The organism is Streptomyces sp. NPDC001750, assembly GCF_042892615.1.
Classification (GTDB): Bacteria; Actinomycetota; Actinomycetes; order Streptomycetales; family Streptomycetaceae; genus Streptomyces.
Genome location: NZ_JBIAUE010000008.1, coordinates 231,854 through 251,722, shown reverse-complemented (window position 1 = coordinate 251,722; position 19,869 = coordinate 231,854). Strand labels below are relative to the sequence as shown.

Annotated in this window: 16 protein-coding genes; 9 read left to right on the top strand and 7 right to left on the bottom strand. The window is 71.4% G+C overall.

Going from position 1 to position 19,869, the window contains the following annotated elements:
- Positions 1-76: 76 nt before the first annotated feature.
- From egtA to egtD, 4 genes are read left to right on the top strand one after another with little or no spacing between them, the layout of a single operon-like run.
- Positions 77-1,396 (top strand): ergothioneine biosynthesis glutamate--cysteine ligase EgtA, encoded by a 1,320-nt coding sequence (egtA, locus tag ACFYY6_RS15995; protein ID WP_389193601.1) that lies wholly within the window; start codon positions 77-79, stop codon positions 1,394-1,396.
- The gene (gene egtB, locus ACFYY6_RS15990) at positions 1,393-2,763 is read left to right on the top strand and encodes an ergothioneine biosynthesis protein EgtB (protein WP_386607494.1); all 1,371 of its coding nucleotides are present in this window, start codon (positions 1,393-1,395) and stop codon (positions 2,761-2,763) included. Before egtA ends, egtB begins: the two co-directional genes overlap by 4 nt.
- The gene (gene egtC / locus ACFYY6_RS15985) at positions 2,763-3,518 is read left to right on the top strand and encodes an ergothioneine biosynthesis protein EgtC (RefSeq protein WP_351521260.1); all 756 of its coding nucleotides are present in this window, start codon (positions 2,763-2,765) and stop codon (positions 3,516-3,518) included. Before egtB ends, egtC begins: the two co-directional genes overlap by 1 nt.
- Positions 3,515-4,477: an L-histidine N(alpha)-methyltransferase gene (gene egtD, locus ACFYY6_RS15980; RefSeq protein ID WP_351521258.1), complete on the top strand. Its 963-nt coding sequence runs from the start codon at positions 3,515-3,517 to the stop codon at positions 4,475-4,477. Before egtC ends, egtD begins: the two co-directional genes overlap by 4 nt.
- Here egtD and ACFYY6_RS15975 read toward each other — a convergent pair.
- The 3 genes from ACFYY6_RS15975 to ACFYY6_RS15965 all read right to left on the bottom strand — a co-directional run bounded on the left by ACFYY6_RS15975 (position 4,420) and on the right by ACFYY6_RS15965 (position 7,759).
- The gene (locus ACFYY6_RS15975; protein WP_351521256.1) at positions 4,420-5,325 is read right to left on the bottom strand and encodes a lysophospholipid acyltransferase family protein; all 906 of its coding nucleotides are present in this window, start codon (positions 5,323-5,325) and stop codon (positions 4,420-4,422) included. The two genes, egtD and ACFYY6_RS15975, sit on opposite strands and share 58 nt — an antisense overlap.
- The gene (locus tag ACFYY6_RS15970) at positions 5,322-6,137 is read right to left on the bottom strand and encodes a GNAT family N-acyltransferase (RefSeq protein ID WP_351521255.1); all 816 of its coding nucleotides are present in this window, start codon (positions 6,135-6,137) and stop codon (positions 5,322-5,324) included. The genes ACFYY6_RS15975 and ACFYY6_RS15970 overlap by 4 nt, the downstream gene beginning before the upstream one ends.
- Before the next feature lie 365 nt (positions 6,138-6,502).
- Positions 6,503-7,759 carry an extracellular solute-binding protein gene (locus tag ACFYY6_RS15965; RefSeq protein WP_351521253.1) on the bottom strand — a complete coding sequence of 419 codons (1,257 nt, stop codon included), beginning with the start codon at positions 7,757-7,759 and terminating at the stop codon, positions 6,503-6,505.
- A gap of 199 nt (positions 7,760-7,958) precedes the next feature.
- Between ACFYY6_RS15965 and ACFYY6_RS15960 the strand changes: the two genes are divergently transcribed.
- Positions 7,959-8,174 (top strand): dodecin, encoded by a 216-nt coding sequence (locus tag ACFYY6_RS15960; protein WP_351521252.1) that lies wholly within the window; start codon positions 7,959-7,961, stop codon positions 8,172-8,174.
- 79 nt (positions 8,175-8,253) lie between these two features.
- Here the strand turns inward: ACFYY6_RS15960 and ACFYY6_RS15955 are convergent, their stop codons facing one another.
- On the bottom strand, positions 8,254-8,742 hold the full coding sequence (locus tag ACFYY6_RS15955; protein WP_351521251.1) for a hypothetical protein: 489 nt from the start codon (positions 8,740-8,742) through the stop codon (positions 8,254-8,256).
- A gap of 468 nt (positions 8,743-9,210) precedes the next feature.
- Here ACFYY6_RS15955 and ACFYY6_RS15950 point away from each other — a divergent pair, with 468 nt between their 5' ends.
- The 3 genes from ACFYY6_RS15950 (at position 9,211) to ACFYY6_RS15940 (ending at position 15,214) form a co-directional block, all read left to right on the top strand.
- Positions 9,211-10,602, top strand: a complete 1,392-nt coding sequence (locus ACFYY6_RS15950) for a polysaccharide pyruvyl transferase family protein (protein ID WP_351631301.1) — start codon at positions 9,211-9,213, stop codon at positions 10,600-10,602.
- A 179-nt stretch (positions 10,603-10,781) separates the two neighbouring features.
- Positions 10,782-13,199: an excinuclease ABC subunit UvrA gene (gene uvrA, locus ACFYY6_RS15945; protein ID WP_351521248.1), complete on the top strand. Its 2,418-nt coding sequence runs from the start codon at positions 10,782-10,784 to the stop codon at positions 13,197-13,199.
- A gap of 251 nt (positions 13,200-13,450) precedes the next feature.
- Positions 13,451-15,214, top strand: a complete 1,764-nt coding sequence (locus ACFYY6_RS15940; protein WP_386607492.1) for a glycosyl hydrolase family 18 protein — start codon at positions 13,451-13,453, stop codon at positions 15,212-15,214.
- A gap of 72 nt (positions 15,215-15,286) precedes the next feature.
- Here the strand turns inward: ACFYY6_RS15940 and ACFYY6_RS15935 are convergent, their stop codons facing one another.
- From ACFYY6_RS15935 to ACFYY6_RS15925, 3 genes are read right to left on the bottom strand one after another with little or no spacing between them, the layout of a single operon-like run.
- Positions 15,287-16,033, bottom strand: a complete 747-nt coding sequence (locus ACFYY6_RS15935; RefSeq protein WP_351521245.1) for a succinate dehydrogenase/fumarate reductase iron-sulfur subunit — start codon at positions 16,031-16,033, stop codon at positions 15,287-15,289.
- Positions 16,030-17,979, bottom strand: coding sequence for a fumarate reductase/succinate dehydrogenase flavoprotein subunit (locus ACFYY6_RS15930; protein WP_351521243.1), 1,950 nt, complete (start codon positions 17,977-17,979; stop codon positions 16,030-16,032). The genes ACFYY6_RS15935 and ACFYY6_RS15930 overlap by 4 nt, the downstream gene beginning before the upstream one ends.
- Before the next feature lies 1 nt (position 17,980).
- On the bottom strand, positions 17,981-18,688 hold the full coding sequence (locus ACFYY6_RS15925; protein ID WP_389193593.1) for a succinate dehydrogenase: 708 nt from the start codon (positions 18,686-18,688) through the stop codon (positions 17,981-17,983).
- Between the two features lie 95 nt (positions 18,689-18,783).
- On the opposite strand from ACFYY6_RS15925, the gene ACFYY6_RS15920 reads away from it, so the two are divergent.
- Entirely contained in the window at positions 18,784-19,695 is a 912-nt protein-coding gene (locus tag ACFYY6_RS15920) for a LysR substrate-binding domain-containing protein (protein WP_351521240.1), read from the top strand.
- Positions 19,696-19,869 lie beyond the last annotated feature (174 nt).

Below are 19,869 nucleotides of genomic sequence, written 5' to 3'. Positions count from 1 at the left end.
CGGAAGGGCACTCTTGTGCGATCCCTCCGCAGGGGTTTGGGTGGTACGGACGAACCGAGCAGAAGGAGGTCCCGGCATGTCATCCGACGGCGTATCGGGCGACCACGGTCCGCCCGTCCATGCCCCGCCCCTCGACGAGGGCGGGGCGGAGGACTTACTGCGTTGCATCTGTTTCAAGACCGGGCCGCCCCGCACCGTCGGGGTCGAACTCGAATGGCTCATCCACCACCGGGACCGGCCTCGCGTCCCGGTCCCGCCCGAACGTCTCGACGCCGCCCGCGCGGCCCTGCGGGAGCTGCCCCTGAGCGCGGCTCTCACCTTCGAACCCGGTGGCCAGCTGGAGCTCAGCTCGCGGCCCGCGAACTCCCTGATGGCCTGTGTGGAGGCCACGTCCGCCGACCTCGCCGCCGTGCGCGGCGCCCTGGACCGGCTGGATCTCGCGCCGGTGGGTCTCGGTCTCGACCCCTGGCATCCCCCTCGCCGCGTGCTGCGTGAGCCGCGCTACGACGCCATGGAGATCTCCCTGGACCGGTCGGGCCCGGCCGGGCGCGCCATGATGTGCACCACCGCGTCCGTCCAGGTCTGCCTGGACGCCGGGGAGGAGGAACCCGGCCCGCTGGGCTACGCGCGGCGCTGGCAGCTGGCCCACCTGTTGGGTGCCGTGCTGGTGGCGGTCTTCGCCAACTCGCCCCTGCGCCGGGGCCGTCGCACACCATGGCGGTCCGCCCGGCAGTCGCTGTGGGCCGAGCTCGATCCGCGGCGCTCGCTGGCCCCGGCCGGCCACCTGCCGCCCCGCCACGCCTGGGCGGCGCACGTCCTGGACTCGCCGGTGATGTGCGTCCGGGACGACACCGGGCCGTGGGTCGTGCCGGACGGTCTGACCTTCCGCGAGTGGATCCGCACCGGCGCTCCGAGACCACCGGTGCGTGCCGATCTCGACTACCACCTCAGCACCCTCTTCCCGCCGGTGCGCCCGCGCGGGCATCTCGAACTGCGCATGATCGACGCGCAGTCGGGCACGGACGGATGGCTGGTGCCGCTCGCCGTCACGACCGCCGTGTTCGACGATCCGCAGGCCGCCGAGACGGTGTACCGCGCCGTCAAGCCGCTCGCCGAGACGGCGGGACCCAGGCCCGCCCCACGCAATCCGTTGTGGGTGGCCGCCGCCCGTGACGGACTGCGCGACCCGGAGTTGCGCGCGGCGGCCACCGTCTGCTTCGAGACCGCGCTGGAGGCACTGCCCCGGATCGGGGCGACCACGGCCGTGCGGGACGCGGTCGCGGAGTTCGACGACCGCTTCGTCGCGCGGGGCCGCTGCCCGGCCGACGATCTTCCCGGGCTGCTCGCGCCGCGACCGGCGGAGGGCTCCGGCCACTTCGAGGGACACCGCTCATGACCCACTCCCCCGCGCCCGACACGTCCCGCACCGCCCGCTCGGCCGGGCCGGACCGGACGGAAACCATGGACACCGAGGCGCTCCGCGAGCGCGCCCTGGCCGCGCTGCTCGCCGCCCGGGAACGGACCGCGCTGCTCACCGACAGCGTGGACGACCACGAACTGACCGAGCAGCACTCGCCGTTGATGTCCCCACTGGTCTGGGACCTCGCACACATCGGCAACCAGGAGGAGCTGTGGCTGCTGCGCACGGTGGCGGGCCGGGAGGCGATGCGCCCGGAGATCGACGGGCTGTACGACGCCTTCCAGCACCCCCGGGCGACCCGGCCCTCGCTGCCGTTGCTGCCACCCGCCGAGGCCCGCTCGTACGCCGCGCAGGTGCGGGACCGCGCGCTGGACGTCCTCGACGGTACGGTGCTGCGCGACGACCGTCCGCTGCTCCGGTCCGGGTTCGCGTTCGGCATGATCGCCCAGCACGAACAGCAGCACGACGAAACGATGCTGATCACCCATCAGCTGCGTTCCGGTCCGGCGGTGCTCACCGCTCCGAAACCGCCCACGCCCACCGACGCGGGCCCCTCCTCCGCCGAGGTCCTGGTCGGGGGCGGCCCATTCACGATGGGCACGTCGACCGAGCCATGGGCCCTGGACAACGAGCGCCCCGCCCATGTGCGCGACGTTCCGGCGTTCTTCATCGACACCACCCCGGTCACCTGCGGGGCGTACCTGCGTTTCATCGAGGACGGCGGCTACGCGCGGCAGCACTGGTGGACCCCGGAGGGCTGGGCGATGGTCCGCGAGCACGGGCTGACCGCCCCGCTGTTCTGGTACCGGGACGCCGGTCAGTGGCTGCGCCGCCGCTTCGGCGTGACCGAGCCGGTGCCCGAGCGCGAGCCCGTGCTCCACGTCAGCTGGTACGAGGCGGACGCGTACGCCCGCTGGGCGGGGCGTCGGCTCCCCTCGGAGGAGGAGTGGGAGAAGGCGGCGCGCCACGACCCGGCGTCGGGGCGTTCACGGCGCTATCCGTGGGGCGACGAGGACCCGACCCCCGAGCGGGCCAACCTGGGCCAGCGCCATCTGCGCCCGGCCCCGGCGGGCGCCTACGCGGCCGGGCAGTCGGCCCTGGGCGTGCGGCAGCTGATCGGCGACGTGTGGGAGTGGACCGCGAGCGACTTCCTGCCGTACCCGGGCTTCTCCGCGTTCCCGTACCGCGAGTACTCCGAGGTGTTCTTCGGCCCGGCCCACAAGGTGCTGCGGGGCGGCTCGTTCGCCGTGGATCCCGTGGCGTGCCGGGGGACGTTCCGCAACTGGGACCTGCCGGTGCGGCGTCAGATCTTCTCCGGTTTCCGCACCGCGAGGGACGCCTGATGTGTCGTCATATCGCCTGTCTGGGGCCGTCGATGGCGCTCGGCGAGGTGCTGACCCGGCCGCCGCACGGTCTGGTGCGCCAGTCCTGGGCGCCGCGCCGTCAGCGGCACGGAACGGTCAACGCCGACGGTTTCGGCGTCGGCTGGTACGCGGACGGCGACCCGGTGCCGGGCCGGTACCGGCGCGCGGGCCCCGTCTGGGGCGACGAGACGTTCGCCGATCTGGCCCGGGTGGTGCGCACCACCGCGCTGCTGGCCGCGGTGCGCGACGCGACCGAGGCCGGTGCCGACGGGGAGGCCGCCGCCGCGCCGTTCGCCGCCGGCGAGGTGCTGTTCAGTCACAACGGTGCGGTGAAGGGCTGGCCCGGCTCCGTTGCGTCGCTCGCCGCCGCGCTGCCACCGGCCGAGCTGCTGTCCCTGACCGCCCACTGCGATTCGGCCCTGGTCTGGGCCCTCGTGCAACACCGCCTGGCCGACGGAAACCGGCTGCCGCAGGCGGTGGCCGACACCGTGCTCGACGTGGCGTCGGCTGCGCCCGGCTCACGCCTGAACCTGCTGCTGACCGACGGCACCTCGATCGTGGCGACGGCCTGGGGCGACACCCTCTGGTACCTCACCGGCCCCGGTCCGCGCACGGTCGTGGCCTCGGAGCCGTACGACGACGACCCGCGCTGGCGCGAGGTCCCCGACCGGACGCTGCTGACGGCGAGCCGCGCCGATCTTCTGCTGACCCCGTTCAAGGAGCCGACCCAGTGAGCCCCATCCTGCTGACCCGCACCCTGCCGGAGGACGCGACGGGCGCGGCGCTGCGCGCCGACGTACTGCACGGCCTGACCCGGTACCCGAAGACGCTGCCGCCCAAGTGGTTCTACGACGCGCACGGCAGCGAGCTCTTCGAGGAGATCACCCGGCTCCCCGAGTACTACCCGACCCGTGCCGAGCGGGAGATCCTCATCGACCGCGCCGAGGAGATCGCCCGGGTCTCCCGAGCGCGGACCGTGATCGAGCTGGGGTCGGGCTCGTCGGACAAGACCCGGCACCTGCTGGACGCGCTGCCCGGGCTGCACAGCTACGTGCCGGTCGACGTGAGCGAGAGCGCGTTGCGCGGCGCGGCCGAGACGCTGCTGGCGCAGCGGCCCGGACTCTCCGTGCACGCACTGATCGCCGACTTCACGGGCGGTCTGGCGCTGCCGGGGACCCCGGGGCCGCGGCTGGTCGCGTTCCTGGGCGGCACGATCGGCAATCTGCTGCCGGACGAGCGGGCGGTGTTCCTGAGGTCGGTGCGGTCCTTGCTCTCCCCCGGCGACGCACTGCTGCTGGGCACGGATCTGGTGAAGGACGAGGAGGTGCTGGTCGCCGCGTACGACGACGCGGCGGGGGTGACGGCCGAGTTCGACAGGAACGTGCTGCGGGTCGTCAACCGGGAGCTGGGGGCGGACTTCGACCCGGCGGACTTCGAACACGTGGCGCTGTGGGATCCGGAGCGGGAGTGGATCGAGATGCGGCTGCGGGCCCGTTCGACGCTGACGGTGAAGATCCCGGCCCTCGACCTGGTGGTGCCCTTCGAGGCGGGTGAGGAGATGCGTACGGAGGTGTCGGCCAAGTTCCGCGAGGAGGGTGTCCGCGCCGAGCTCGCCGGGGCCGGGCTGCGGCTGGATCAGTGGTGGACGGATTCCGGTGAGCGGTTCGCGCTGTCGTTGGCGACGGCCGTCTGAGCGAGACGGGCCAGGGTCCGGCGGTCCGGCGGGTCGTCGGCCGGGAGCGGCGGCAGGACGTGGACCTCGGCGGTCAGTCCGGCGGACGTCACCACCCGCCACAGCGAGGACGTGAGCGGATCATCGCCGACGAATGCGGCCGCGCCGGCCGGGACGGGGCGCTCCGCCGGCGCGGACCCGTCGGGCCCTGGCACCCGGCCGCCGTGCGGGGCGTCGCACGGCGGCCCGGTCCGGTAGCTGATGCGTACGGGCCGGATCTCGGCGTGCGCGTCGATCGCGGCCTGGAACACGGCGGGGCCGAACCGGCCGCCGCCCCGTCCGCACCAGGTCGTGCCCTCCGGGTAGGCGACGACCCGGGAGCCGTCGCGCAGCGCCGCCGCCATCTCGCGCACGGTGCCGGGCAGGGCCCGCAGCCGGTCGCGGTCGACGAAGAGGGTGCCGCCCGCGGCGGCGAGCGGGCCGAGCAGCGGCCAGTCCCCTATCTCGCGCTTGGCCAGCATCCGGCCGGGGAACACGGCCGCGACGAGAGGGATGTCCAGCCAGGAGATGTGATTGGCGACGACGAGTGTGCCCGGCGCCCCGGGCACAGCCGGGGAAGACACCGGACCGCCGATGATCCGGACGCGTACGCCGAAGGCGCGTACGATCCCGTGCGACCAACGGCGGATCAGCCGCTCCCGCCGCGCAGGACCGAGCAGCAGCGCGAAGGGGGCGCACAGCGCCCCGGCCAGGAGGAGCGCGCAGCCGGCGCACAGCAGGGCCACGGCGAGCGGGCGCGGCCGGGTGGGGCCCTCGTGTGCGGCGCAGGCGCGCGGAGTGCAGGGCGCGGCGGGCAGCCAGGGGTTCATCGCAGCGGGGCGAGCGAGAGGAAGTGGCGCAGGTAGCGCGGGTCGGTGCTGCGCAGCGAGAGCAGGACGTACAGGTCGGCGACGTTGAAGTCGGGGTCGTGGGCGGGCGCCCCGCACACCCGCGCGCCGAGCCGCAGATAGCCGCGCAGCAGGGGCGGGAGTGTGCTGAGTCCCGTGGGCAGGTCCGCGCGTCCGGCAACCGCCGCATCGGGCTGCCAGAGCCGGTGGGGTGTGACCCAACGGTCCTCCGGAGCCAGGTACTTGGTGCGTACGGTCTCCCACGCCCCGGCCGCCGCGACACCGCCGTCGGCCAGGGGTATGGAGCAGCAGCCGGCCAGCCAGTCGTGGCCGGTGCGTCGCATGTAGCGGGCGAGTCCGGCCCAGATCAATGCGATGACGGCGCCGTCCCGGTGGGCCGGGTGGACACAGGACCGGCCGACCTCGACGAGGTCGTCGCGGATCGGGGCGAGGCGGCCGAGGTCGAACTCGCCCTCCGCGTAGAGCCGTCCGGCGATGCGTGCCCGGTCGGGCGCCAGCACGCGGTACGTGGCGACGATGTCGCCGGTGGACTGCTCCCGGACCAGCAGATGGTCGCAGTAGGCGTCGAAAGCGTCGCTGTCCAGGCCGGGTTCGCGGCCTTCCAGCCGGGCGCCGAGTTCGCCCGCGAAGACCAGGTGGCGCAGGCGCTGGGCCGCGCGCACCTCCTCCTGGTCCGCGGCGAGGGACACCCGGTAGCGCGGTGCGGTCGAAGGTGTGGGCTGCGCCGGGACGACGGGGGCGGTGGGCGGGGAGGTGACGGGCAGCGCGTTCATGACGGACTCCGATGACGGATCGGCAAGGGCGGCCGCCGGGCACCGTCGCACCGCTGCGAGGACCCGGCCCCTTACTTCTTCCGTGACCGGCTGGATTCGACATGACCGGGCGGGAGAGCCCGGATGTGCGGCGGCTGAATCCCGGGTGCGGCCGGATCCGTGCGTCCACCGGCCGGGTGCCCCGAGCGCCCCCGACGCGGGCTGCCGCCGCGCGGACGGGGGCGAGGGGAAGCGCGTACCGGTGGGGGGGTGCGTGCGCGCCGGGGACGCGGGGGCGGGAGAGGTACGCGCCACGGGCGCGAGAGCCGCGGGCGTACGCACCGTCGATGCGCGGCCCGGTGACGTCCGGGCCGCTCAGGCGTCGGTCAGCCGCCCGCGAGCAGGTCGGAGATCTTCTCCGAGGCGACCCTCGCCGCCTTCTCCGCGTCGCCGCCCTCCAGGACGGCCGTCATGTACGGCTTGATCGGGTTGTCGGCCTCGACGTCGGCCCACTGGGGCGAGTTGGGCGTGGCGCGTCCCTTCGTCGCGCCGCGCGCCATCGCCGCCGTACCCGGCTGTCCTTCAATGACGTGCGCGAGCTCCGGCTTGTTGGGGACGTAGCTCATTTCCTTGGCGAGTTCCTCCTGCCACGCGCGGCTCGCCAGTGCCTTGACCACCTCGATGCCCTGGGCCCGCTGCTCCGCCTTCTGCGGAACGATCAGGTCGGACCCGCCGGTGAACACCGAACCGGGTGTCTTCGCGGTCTTGCCCGGTATCGGGAAGTAGCCCAGTTTCCCCTTGAGTTCGGGGTTGAGCCGCTCGATCTGCTCGGCGTCACCGGGCACCGCGATGATCTGCCCGACGTCGCCCTTGGCGAAGACCTCGGCCTGCGGGGGCTTCGCCTCGTCCGAGTCCTTCGGGCCGTCGCCGAGTGCCTGGAGCTTCTTGTAGAAGCTCATGCCGCGCAGCGCCTCGGGGCTGTCCAGGGCGCCTTCCCACTCGCCGGAACCGTCGTAGGCGAGCTCGCCGCCCTCGTCCCAGATGAATCCGGCGAGTACGTACCAGTTCTGGCCGGCGAGGTAGATGCCCTGGTCGCCGTTCCTGCCGAGCTTCTCGGTGTCCTCGATCCACTCGTCCCTGGTCTTCGGCGGGGATTCGATACCGGCCTGCTCGAAGAGATCCTTGTTGTAGATCACCACTCGATTGGCCGCGTACCACGGAATTCCGTACTGGACCCCGTCGATGCTGCCGGGGTCGGCGAGTCCGGGCAGCCAGTCGGCGCCGCCCAGGTCGCGCACGGACTCCAGCGTGAGGTCGCGCAGACCGCCGCTCTCCGCGTACTGGGACACCTGGGTGTTGCCGACCTCGATGACGTCCGGGGTGTCCTTGCCCTTGAGCGCGCCCATGACCTTCGAACCGATGCCGGTCCAGCTCTGGATCTTGAACTCCAGCTCGACGGAGGGGTGCTCGTCCTCGTACGCCTTCGTGAAGCGCTTGAGGAAATCGGCTGACACACTGTTCTTCATCAGCCAGATCGTGACCTTCTTGTTGCCGGACGCGTCCGCGCCGGAGATGATTCCGCACCCGCTCAGCGCGACAGCGGAAACGAGCGCGACGGCTCCGACGAGCATGCGGTTCTTCACCAGGTTCACCTTCTGTGAATCGGCACGACGAAATCCAGAACCCGGTGTGGGGGATTGCGGGCGGCGCTCGCACGGGCGTGGCTGGATTTTGGTATGGACCATTGGTTCCGTCAAGCCCCGTTCATCACATTCTGCACACCAATCTCTCGCGTACCCGGGCAGGGTGGGGCACCTTGATAGAAACGAGAGGAGACAAAACATGTCGAACTACACGTATCGAGTCACCGAGATTGTGGGAACCTCCCATGAGGGCGTCGACGACGCCATCCGCAGAGGTGTCGCACGGGCGTCCGAAACGTTGCACAATCTCGACTGGTTCGAGGTCACCGAGGTTCGCGGAGAGATCAGGAACGGCCGGATCGAGCACTATCAGGTGGGGCTGAAAGTAGGCTTCCGACTCGACGAACCAAGCTGAACCACCACGACCGACGGGGACCATCGGAACACCGGACGTCCGCCACCGCCGGAGCACGGACCGCCGGGCCCCTCGAAGGTCAGGTACGCCCCTGGCGCTCCTGTGCGTCCACGAGTGCGGACGACACCGCGCCCCAATCGGCCCGTACCACCGCGAAACCGGCCCGTTCCGCCGCATCGCAGACGAGTTCGTCGTCGTCGACCAGCATCCGCACCTCGCGCTCGCGGCCCAGCCGCTTCAGGACGTCCAGCTTGGTGTGCCGGGCGGGCCTGCGGTCGTCATTGCGGCGCATGTACAACTTCCCCTCGGGCAGCCCGTGTTCGGCCAGCCAGGCCAGGGTGTCCCGGCGGCACCGCTCGGGCCTCCCGGTGAGGTACCTGATCTCGCACTCGTCGGCGCTGCCCAGGACGAGGCGTACGCCCTCGGGGAGCGGCGGATCGTCGACGGCCGCGGCGAAGAAGGAGTTCCAGTCGCGCCGGGCCCCTTCCAGGTGGTATTGGCGGTGACCGGTGTCCGCGAGCGTTCCATCCAAGTCGAATACGGCCAGGGGCCGTTGGTCGTCTCTCACCGCTCCATCACATCAGATCGGCGACGCTCCCAGGAGCGCAGGTACGACCGCGATGGCGACCCGTGCGGCGACGCGCAGGGGCCGGCGCCGCGACAGGTCCGACGCATCGTGCGTGCCGGGTCCGGAATCGGGGCGTGCGGGATGCGTCTCCATGCACCGGCGATCCGCGGGTCGGGCATCGGGCATCGGGCTCCGGGCGATGCCCGGCCCCGGCGGCACGCCCGCGTGCGGACCGCGGCGTACGGTCGGGGCCGGCCGGCCCGGGGCCCGGAGGGGCCGTCGGATCCGGGGAGCCGGGCCGCCGCCGAGCCCCGGGAGCCGGCCGGCGGTCACACGGTTCCGTCCGCCACGAACCGCGCACACCCGCACGCGGATGTATGATCATGTACCTGCGTTCCGTATGGTTGGCAAAAAGTTGTGCAGGATGCGCATGGAACCTGACGCATTTGTAAAGCTATATTCAGGTTTGTGGCATCCAACGTTCAACATGCGAAGCGAATACTCCTGCGTTCCGGGAAGAGTCCCTACGACGTCGTCCCCGTGGAGCGCGCTCTGCACGAGGACGTGTTCGCCACCAACGCGGGCAATCTGATCTTCAGCGATGCCGCGCACAAGCTCCTGGAGACGCCGCGCGCGGAGGTGGTGTCGAACGGCATCGCCACCCGGGTCGCCGACGCCGAGCGCATCAACAGCGAGTACGACGTGTTCGTCGTGCCGCTCGCCAACGCCTTCCGCCCCTCCTTCGAGCGGCAGTTGGCACGCCTGACCCAGCTCATCACCAAGCTGAGGATCCCGGTCGTCGTCCCGGGCGTGGGCGCCCAGACCGGGGTCGACTACTCGGCGGAGCGGCTGCGTCCGATGAAGGACACGGTCTACGCGTTCGTGTCGGCGGTGCTCGACCACAGCGCCTCCATCGGCGTGCGCGGCGAGTTCACCGAGCGGTATCTGCGGGACATGGGCTTCCGTGACGTGGACGTCATCGGCTGCCCCTCGATGTTCCTCCACGGCCCCCGGCTGGACATCCGCGCGAAGCGCGGGTCGCTCGGCCCCGGGTCCCGGATCGCCGTCAACGGATCGCACGACGCGGTGCGCAAGCACAAGCTCGGGCGAATCATCGACCGCGCCCACGCGCACTACCCCCACCTCCGGTTCGTCGGCCAGAACCTCTCCGACGCGCGCCAGCTGCACTGGCGTGACCTGTCCCACCCCAACGCCGCCGTGACCGGCATCCCCACCCACCCCGACCACCCCATGTACCGGGAGGACAAGGTCCGGGTCTACATCGATCCGATCACCTGGATGAACGACCTGCGGGGCTTCGACTTCTCCTTCGGCTCCCGCATCCACGGCAACATCGCGGCGCTCCTCGCCGGAACCCCCGCCACCGTGCTCTGCGGCGACTCCCGGACCCTGGAACTGTGCCGCTACTTCGACATCCCGCACCGGATGCTGACGAAGGTGCCCACCGACATCGACCCCGCCGAGCTCTACGCGGAGGCGGACTTCGGACCGCTCAGGCGTGGTCACCAGGAGCGGTTCGAGCGGTTCACGGGCTTCCTGGACAAGAACGGCCTGGAGAACACCTTCTCCCACGGCGACGGCGGCGCGGCGTTCGAGGCACGGATGGGCGCCCTGGCCTTCCCCCCGGGCATCCGACCGTGGAACGGCGACGACGCCGCCGCGATGGGGGATCGTCTCAACTGGCTGCAGACGCAGCTGACGGAGCTCGCCGCGCAGAACACCCTGCTTAAGCGTCAGCTCGCGAAGAAGGCCGCCATTCCCACCCAACGCTCCACCTACCAGCGGGCCCGCAGCGCCGTCGGCCGTCCCCTCAAGCGCGCCCTGCGCCCCTCCCGCTGAAGGCCGTCCCAGCGCGCCTCGCGACCCGGGGCACCACGCCCCGTCCACCGGCGCCCCGTGCGCGGACGCGGCGCCGTCCCGGGCCCGGCGCCCCGCGGCGCCACGTCCGCATCCGCCTAGAATCGGAGTGTTTGTTCGCACCCATCAGCCTTGATCCGATTCGTACGGAGTCCGATGCCATGCCCACCCCCCACGATCCGTACGTCCGGGTGCGCGGCGCCCGCGAGCACAACCTCCAGGACGTGTCGGTCGACATCCCGCGTGACACCCTCACCGTGTTCACCGGCGTCTCGGGGTCCGGGAAGTCCTCCCTCGCGTTCGGCACCCTGTACGCGGAGGCGCAGCGCCGCTACTTCGAATCGGTCGCACCGTACGCCCGGCGGCTGATCCACCAGGTCGGCGCGCCCGCAGTCGAAGAGGTCACCGGGCTGCCGCCCGCCGTCTCGCTGGAGCAGCGCCGGTCGGCACCCGGCGCGCGTTCCTCGGTCGGGACGGTGACCACGCTCTCCAACTCGTTGCGCATGCTGTTCTCGCGTGCCGGGGAGTACCCGCAGGGCGCCGAGCGGCTGGACTCCGACGCGTTCTCGCCGAACACGGCCGCCGGGGCGTGCCCGGAGTGCCACGGTCTCGGTCTGGTCCACCGCACCACCGAGGAACTGCTGGTGCCGGACCCCTCGCTGTCGATCCGGGAGGGCGCGATCGCCGCCTGGCCGGGGGCCTGGCAGGGCAAGAACCTGCGCGACGTACTGGACGCGCTCGGGTACGACGTCGACCGGCCCTGGCGCGAGCTGGACGCGCGGGACCGGGAGTGGATCCTGTTCACCGATGAGCAGCCGGTGGTGACGGTCCATCCCGTGCGCGAGGCCGGGCGCATCCAACGCCCCTACCGGGGCACGTACATGAGCGCCCGCCGCTATGTGATGCACACCTTCGCCGACTCCAGGAGCCGCACCCTGCGCGCCAAGGCCGAGCGCTTCCTGACAGGTTCGCCGTGCCCGGTGTGCGAGGGCAGCCGGTTGCGCCCCGAGGCCCTGGCAGTCACCTTCGCCGGCCGTACGATCGCCGAACTCGCGGCGCTGCCGCTCGGGTCGCTCGCCGAGGTGCTGCACGCGGCGGGCGGCGGCGAGACGGCGCGGGTGCTGACGGCGGACCTGCTGGCCCGGATCGAGACGGTCACCGAGCTGGGCCTCGGCTATCTCAGCCTTGACCGCACGGCCCCGACGCTGTCCTCCGGGGAGCTCCAACGGCTGCGTCTGGCCACACAGTTGAGGTCCGGGCTGTTCGGTGTCGTGTATGTGCTGGACGAGCCGTCGGCCGGTCTGCACCCGGCGGACACCGAGTCGTTGCTGACGGTCCTGGGCCGGCTGAAGGAGGCCGGGAACTCGGTGTTCGTCGTGGAGCACCAGATGGACGTGGTGCGCCGGGCGGACTGGCTGGTGGACGTGGGGCCGCTGGCGGGCGAGCACGGCGGGCGGGTGCTGCACAGCGGCCCGCCTGCCGGTCTGGCGGACGTGCCGGAGTCGGCGACCCGGCGCTTCCTCTTCGGCGACGGGCGCGCTGCGGTGCGGGAGGTGCGTACGCCGTCGGGGTGGCTGCGGCTGGGCGGAATCGACCGGCACAACGTGCGGGGCGTGGACGCCGCGTTCCCGCTCGGTGTGTTCACGGCCGTCACCGGTGTCTCCGGATCGGGCAAGTCGACGCTGGTGGGCCAGGTGCTGGCGGGTGTGCTGGCCGACCGGCGGTCCACGTCCGACTTGCCCGCACCGCTGCCCGCGGCCGGGTGCGCGTCGGTCGAGGGCGTGGAGGCGGTGGACCGGCTCGTGCAGGTGGACCAGAAGCCGATCGGCCGCACCCCGCGGTCCAATCTGGCCACGTACACGGGGCTGTTCGACGTGGTGCGCAAGCTGTTCGCCGGGACGGACACGGCGCGGAAGCGCGGCTACCGGGCGGGGCGGTTCTCCTTCAACGTGGCGGGCGGGCGGTGCGAGACCTGTCAGGGCGAGGGCTTCGTCTCGGTGGAACTGCTCTTCCTGCCCAGCACGTACGCGCCCTGCCCGGACTGTCACGGCGCGCGGTACAACCCCGAGACCCTGGAGGTCACCCTGCGCGGTCTCGACATCGCGCAGGTGCTGGATCTGACGGTGGAGTCGGCGGCCGGCTTCTTCGCCGGGACCCCCGCCGCCGAGCGCAGCCTGCGCACGCTGCTCGACGTCGGCCTCGGCTATCTGCGGCTCGGTCAGCCGGCCACCGAGCTGTCGGGCGGGGAGGCGCAGCGGATCAAGCTCGCCGCCGAGCTCCAGCGCACCCGCCGGGGGCACACCGTGTACCTGCTGGACGAGCCGACGACGGGGCTGCATCCGGCCGATGTCGAGGTGCTGATGCGACAGTTGCACGGCCTGGTCGACGCCGGTGACACGGTGGTGGTCGTGGAGCACGACATGGCGGTGGTGGCGGGCGCCGACCATGTGATCGACCTCGGGCCGGGCGGAGGCGACCGGGGCGGGCGGATCGTGGCGGCGGGCCTGCCCGCCGACGTCGCCCGCGCGGAGGGCAGCCGTACGGCACCGTACCTCGCCTCCGCCCTCAAAATCCGCTGAAGGAACGGGCGCGCCTCAACTACCGCTCTCTCATGACGAGTTGCTGATTCAGGCAAGCAATCGGAAATGAAAGGGCAAAGAACATTGACCGCATGATGGTCCAGACCAATCATGGGCATGCCTCGCGGTCGATCCTCGCCGTGCGGCTTGTGACCCCGGCCGGGATTCACAGGAACGGGCCGCGCCCCTCGACGGGGCGCGGCAGAGCCTTGCGATCCGCCCGTTGTCTCACCCCGCTGGGAGCAGACCCCATGAGACGTCCACGCGCACTCGGTGCGTTCCTGAGTGTTCTGGCGACGACCGTCGCGTCCGCCGGACTGGTCCTCGGATCGGGAGGCGGCGCGCAGGCCGCCGCGACCGCCGCCACTCCCCTGCCCGCGCACGTCTTCGCCCCGTACTTCGAAGCGTGGACCGGAGACAGTCCGGCCGCGCTCTCGCAGCAGTCCGGTGCGAAGTACCTGACCATGGCCTTCATCCAGACGGAGGCGCGCGGCTCCTGCACGCCGTACTGGAACGGCGACCCCGATCAGCCCATCGCGCAGTCGCAGTTCGGCGCCGACTTCACCACCATCCGCTCGCGCGGCGGCGACGTGATCCCGTCGTTCGGCGGCTACACGGCCGACAACGGCGGCACGGAGATCGCCGACAGCTGTTCCAGCGTCGACTCGATCGCCGCCGCGTACGAGAAGGTCATCACGACCTACGACGTGTCCCGCCTCGACATGGACATCGAGGACAACTCGCTGGAGAACAACGCCGGAATCGACCGCCGCAACAAGGCGATCAAGAAGGTGCAGGAGTGGGCCGCCGCCAATGGGCGTCCGCTCCAGATCTCCTACACCCTGCCCACCACCACGAGCGGACTCGCCGACAGCGGTCTGGGGGTGCTGGAGAACGCCGTGTCCAACGGCACCCGGGTCGACGTCGTGAACCTGATGACGTTCGACTACTACGACGGCGCCTCGCACAACATGGCGCAGGACACCAAGACGGCGATCACCGGGCTCAAGGGCCAGCTGGCCGAGCTGTACCCGTCGAAGACCGACGCGCAGCTGTGGGGCATGACCGGGATCATCGAGATGCCGGGCATCGACGACTACGGCCCCGCCGAGACGTTCACCACGGCGGACGCGCCCGTGGTGTACGACTGGGCCGTGTCCAAGGGGGTCGACACCCTGTCGTTCTGGGCGCTCCAGCGCGACAACGGAGCCTGCCCCGGCACCGGCGGCAGCGACTCCTGCTCCGGCATCGCCCAGGACACGTGGTACTTCACCCACACCTTCGCGCCCTTCACGGGCGGCGGGGGTCCGGTGACGGACGACTACTCGGTGTCGATCGCGCCCGGTTCGGCCACCGTCGCCCCCGGCGCTTCCGTCTCGGCGACCGTGAACACCGCGGTGGTCTCGGGCACCGCGAAGACCGTGGCGCTGACGGCGAGCGGGCTGCCCGCCGGTGTGACCGCGACGCTCAGCCCGACCTCGGTCACCGCGGGCGGCGCCTCGAAGCTGACACTCGCCGCGTCGGCGTCCGCGGCGCCGGGCACCTACCCGGTCACCGTCACCGGCGCCTCGGGCACGCTCGGCCACTCGGCCGAGTTCGCCCTGACCGTGTCCGGTCCGGGCGGCGGCAAAAGCTCTTTGGTGAACGGCGACTTCGAGACGGGTTCACCGAGCCCCTGGACCTGTGAGTCCGGTGGCTCGGTCGTCTCCACGCCCGTGCACGGCGGTGGACACGCGCTCGCCGTGGCGGGCACCGCGTCGCAGACGGGCGAGTGCGCGCAGACGCTCACCCTGGCTCCCAGCACCGCGTACACGCTGAGCGGTTGGCTCCAGGGCAGCTACGGCTACCTCGGAGTCCGGGGCGACGCCTCGGCGAGCACCTGGGGTTCGTCGAGCGGCTACGCCAAGCAGTCCGTCACGTTCACGACCGGCTCGACCGGCAAGGTGACCGTCTATGTGCACGGCTGGTACGGGCAGGGCACGGTCTACGCGGACGACCTCGCCGTGACGTCCTGACCCCGCGGGACGTCCAGTGACTTCCCGGTCCCGGAGGTGGGCGGCCTCCGGGGCCGGGAACCCGACGCCTTCTCAGCGACGCGCCTTCCGGGTCGCCCGCAGCCACTCCTTGTTCATGGCGGCGATCGACGGCAGCGGGATGCCCTTCGGGCAGGCGGTGGCGCACTCGCCGGTGAGGGTGCAGCCGCCGAAGCCCTCGTCGTCCATCTGCGCGACCATGTCGAGGACCCGGGTCTCGCGCTCGGGGGCGCCCTGCGGCAGGACGTTGAGGTGGTTGATCTTCGCCGAGGTGAAGAGCATCGCCGAACCGTTGGGGCAGGCGGCGACGCAGGCACCGCAGCCGATGCACTCGGCGTGCTCGAAGGCGAAGTCGGCGTCCGGCTTGGGCACCGGAGTGGCGTGTGCCTCGGGGGCGGTGCCGGTCGGGGCGGAGATGTAGCCACCGGCCTGGATGATCCGGTCGAAGGCCGAGCGATCCACGACCAGGTCCTTGACGACCGGGAACGCGGAGGCGCGCCAGGGTTCGATGTCGATGGTGTCGCCGTCCTCGAAGGACCGCATGTGGAGCTGGCAGGTGGTGGTGCGCTCGGGGCCGTGGGCATCGCCGTTGATGACGAGACTGCAGGCGCCGCAGATGCCCTCGCGGCAGTCGTGGTCGAAGGCGACGGGGTCGTCGCCGCCGAGGATGAGCTGTTCGTTGAGGGTGTCGAGCATTTCGAGGAACGACATGTCCTGCGAGATGCCGTCCACCTCGTAGGTGGACATGGCGCCGGTGGCGTCGGCGTTCTTCTGGCGCCAGACGCGCAGGGTGAGCTTCATGCGTAGCTCCGCTGGGTGGGGTGGACGTACTCGAAGACGAGGTCTTCCTTGTGCAGGACGGGTGCCTCGCCGGTGCCGGAGAACTCCCAGGCGGCGGCGTAGGAGAAGTCCTCGTCGCGGCGGGCGGCCTCGCCGTCCGGGGTCTGGGACTCCTCGCGGAAGTGGCCTCCGCAGGACTCGGTGCGATGCAGGGCGTCGAGGCACATGAGCTCCGCGAGCTCCAGGTAGTCGACGATGCGGTTGGCCTTCTCCAGGGACTGGTTGAGCTCGTCGCCGGTGCCCGGCACCTTGATCCGGCGCCAGAACTCCTCGCGGATCTCCGGAATTCGCGCGAGCGCCGTGCGCAGGCCCCGCTCGTTGCGGGCCATGCCGCAGTACTCCCACATCAGTTCGCCGATCTCGCGGTGGAAGGAGTCGGGGGTGCGGTCGCCGTCGACGGAGAGCAGCAGGTTGAGCCGGTCCTCGGTCTCGGCGACGGCCTCCTCGACCGCGGGGTGCGAGGCGTCGACGTCGTCGTGGTGCGGGTTGCGGGCCAGGTAGTCGTTGATGGTGGAGGGCAGGACGAAGTACCCGTCGGCGAGCCCCTGCATCAGCGCGGACGCGCCGAGGCGGTTGGCGCCGTGGTCGGAGAAGTTGGCCTCGCCGATGGCGAAGAGGCCGGGGACGGTGGTCTGGAGGTCGTAGTCGACCCAGAGTCCGCCCATCGTGTAGTGGACGGCCGGGTAGATCCGCATCGGTGTCTCGTACGGGTCCTCTGCGGTGATCCGCGCGTACATGTCGAAGAGGTTGCCGTACTTCTCCTCCACCTTGGCCCGGCCCATGCGCTGGATGGCATCGGCGAAGTCCAGGTAGACGCCCTGGCCGCCCGGTCCCACGCCGCGCCCCTCGTCGCAGACGTTCTTGGCGGCGCGGGAGGCGATGTCGCGGGGCACGAGGTTGCCGAAGGAGGGGTAGATACGCTCCAGGTAGTAGTCGCGCTCGTCCTCGGGGATCTCGTCGGCGGGGCGGTTGTCGCCCTTGGCCTTCGGCACCCAGATCCGGCCGTCGTTGCGCAGCGACTCGCTCATCAGCGTCAGCTTGGACTGATGGTCGCCGGTGCGCGGGATGCAGGTGGGGTGGATCTGGGTGAAGCAGGGGTTGGCGAAGTGCGCGCCGCGGCGGTGGGCCCGCCAGATGGCGGTGGCGTTGGAGTTCATGGCGTTCGTCGACAGGTAGAAGACGTTGCCGTATCCGCCGCTGGCCAGCACGACGGCGTCGGCGAAGTAGGTGGCGATCCTCCCGGTGACGAGGTCGCGGGCGACGATGCCGCGGGCCCGGCCGTCGACGACGATCAGGTCGAGCATCTCGGTGCGGGCGTGCATCTCGACGTTGCCCGCGGCGATCTGCCGTGACAGCGCCTGGTAGGCGCCGAGCAGGAGCTGCTGTCCGGTCTGGCCGCGGGCGTAGAAGGTGCGGGAGACCTGGACGCCGCCGAAGGAGCGGTTGTCGAGGAGGCCGCCGTACTCGCGGGCGAAGGGGACGCCCTGGGCGACGCACTGGTCGATGATCTCCACGGAGATCTGGGCGAGCCGGTGGACGTTGGACTCGCGGGCGCGGAAGTCGCCGCCCTTGACCGTGTCGTAGAAGAGGCGGTGGATCGAGTCGCCGTCGTTGCGGTAGTTCTTCGCGGCGTTGATGCCGCCCTGGGCGGCGACGGAGTGGGCGCGGCGGGGCGAGTCCTGGAAGCAGAACTGGACGACGTGGTAGCCCTGTTCGGCGAGGGTCGCGCCGGCCGAGCCGCCGGCCAGGCCGGTACCGACGACGATGACGGTGTGCTTGCGTCGGTTGGCCGGGTTGACCAGCTTGGCCTGGAAGCGTCGGGTGTCCCAGCGTTCGGCGATCGGTCCGTCGGGGGCCTTGGTGTCGGTGACGGGCGCGCCGGTCTCGTAGTGCGTGTAGTCGGTCATGTCAGCTCACGGCTCCGGTCATGACGGCGACGGGTACGGAGACGAAGCCCACCGTCAGCGCCAGGGCGAGGATGTCGGCAAGGGTCTTGAGAATGCGGTCGCGGGCCGCGTTGCCCGCGCCGAGGGTCTGGGCGGCGCTCCAGAAACCGTGCCGGACGTGAAACCCGAGGGCGACCACGGCGACGATGTAGATGACGTTGCCGTACCAGGTGGAGAAGGTGTCGACGACGTTCTGGTAGGGGTGCCCGGGCTGGAAGCCGCCGGAGTGCACCGTGCCCGTCGTCAGGTCGAGGATGTGCCACACGATGAAGAGGCCGAGGATGATCCCGCCCCAGCGCATGGTCCGGGTGGCGTAGCTCGCGCGCGGCTTCTTGTGGACGAACGCGACGGGGCGGGCCCGGATGTCGCGGCGGCTCAGCTGGTACGCGGAGACGGCGTGCAGCACCACGGCGGCGACGAGCACGAGGCGCAGCAGCCACAGCGCCCACTCGTAGTGCAGGACGGGCTCGCCCATGGTCCGCAGCCAGTGCGCGTAGCGGTTGAACTCGCCGGAACCGAAGAAGATCTTCAGGTTGCCGACCATGTGGGCGATCAAGTAGAGGAGCATGATCAGGCCGCTCACGGCCATGATCGTCTTCTTGCCGACGGAGGAGTCCCAGAGCGTACGCGTCACGGACGGCCGTCGGTCCGTCCCTGTTGCCGATGCCATGGGCACGACGCTAGGGCCGAACGGCCTCATCAGTCCAAGACATGAAACAGCTCATCTTCATAGGCTTTGGCTATTGATGCGGTTAAGGTGCGTCCATGCAGTTCCAGCAGCTGGTGTATTTCGTGGCGGTCGCCGAGACCCTGCACTTCACCCGTGCCGCCGAGGCGGTGCACGTCTCGCAGCCCTCGCTCTCCCAGCAGATCCGGGCGCTGGAGACCGAGCTGGGGGCGGAGCTGTTCAGCCGGGCCCGCGGCCACATCGCGCTCACCGACGCGGGCGAGGCGCTGCTTCCGCTCGCCCGCCGCATCCTGGCGGACGCCGACACCGCGCGCCACGAGGTGCAGGAGCTGGCCCAGCTCCGGCGGGGCCGGGTGCGGCTGGGCGCGACGCCGAGCCTCTGCACGGGTCTGCTCCCCGACGTGCTGCGCGCCTTCCACGACCGGCACCCGGGCATCCGGCTGCTCCTGGAGGAGGGCGGCTCGCTGGACCTGGTGCGGGAGCTGGCCCGCGGCGCGCTCGATCTCGCCCTGGTGGTGCTGCCGCTGCCCGCCTCGTCGCCCGCGCTCACCACGGTCGAGCTGCTCCAGGAGGACCTGGTCGTGGTGTCGTCGGCGCACGCGCCGCGGCCCGGCCGGGGCGGGAGCGTGGCGATCTCCGACCTCCAGGGCGAGCCCCTGGTGATGTTCCGGCACGGCTACGACCTGCGCGAGCTGACGGTCGCGGCCTGCCGTGCGGAGGGCTTCGAGCCCTCGTTCACGGTGGAGGGCGGGGAGATGGACGCGGTGCTCGGCTTCGTCCGGGCGGGGCTGGGGATCGCGGTGGTACCGAGCATGGTCGCCGGCCGTGCCGGGCACGGGCTGCGGACGACCCCGCTGGCCCGCCCGGGGCTGCGCCGCACGATCGCGCTGGCGCACCGCAGCGACGTGGCGCCGCCGCGCGCGGCCCGCGAGCTGCAGCGGGTGCTGCTGGCCAGCCGGACGGGCGCGTCCGACCCCTCCGACGGCTGAGAGCCTGTCGGGTGACCTTCGACCGGAGAGCGGACGCGGCGTGGTGCGTGCGATTCCAAGGCGCCGGAACGTCCTTGTAGCGGAGCTACTAGGGCATTTCGGCAACGCCGGAAGCGTGCGTGCCACGCCGCGTCCGCCCGATCAGAGGTCACCCGACAGGCTCTGAGAGGCTGT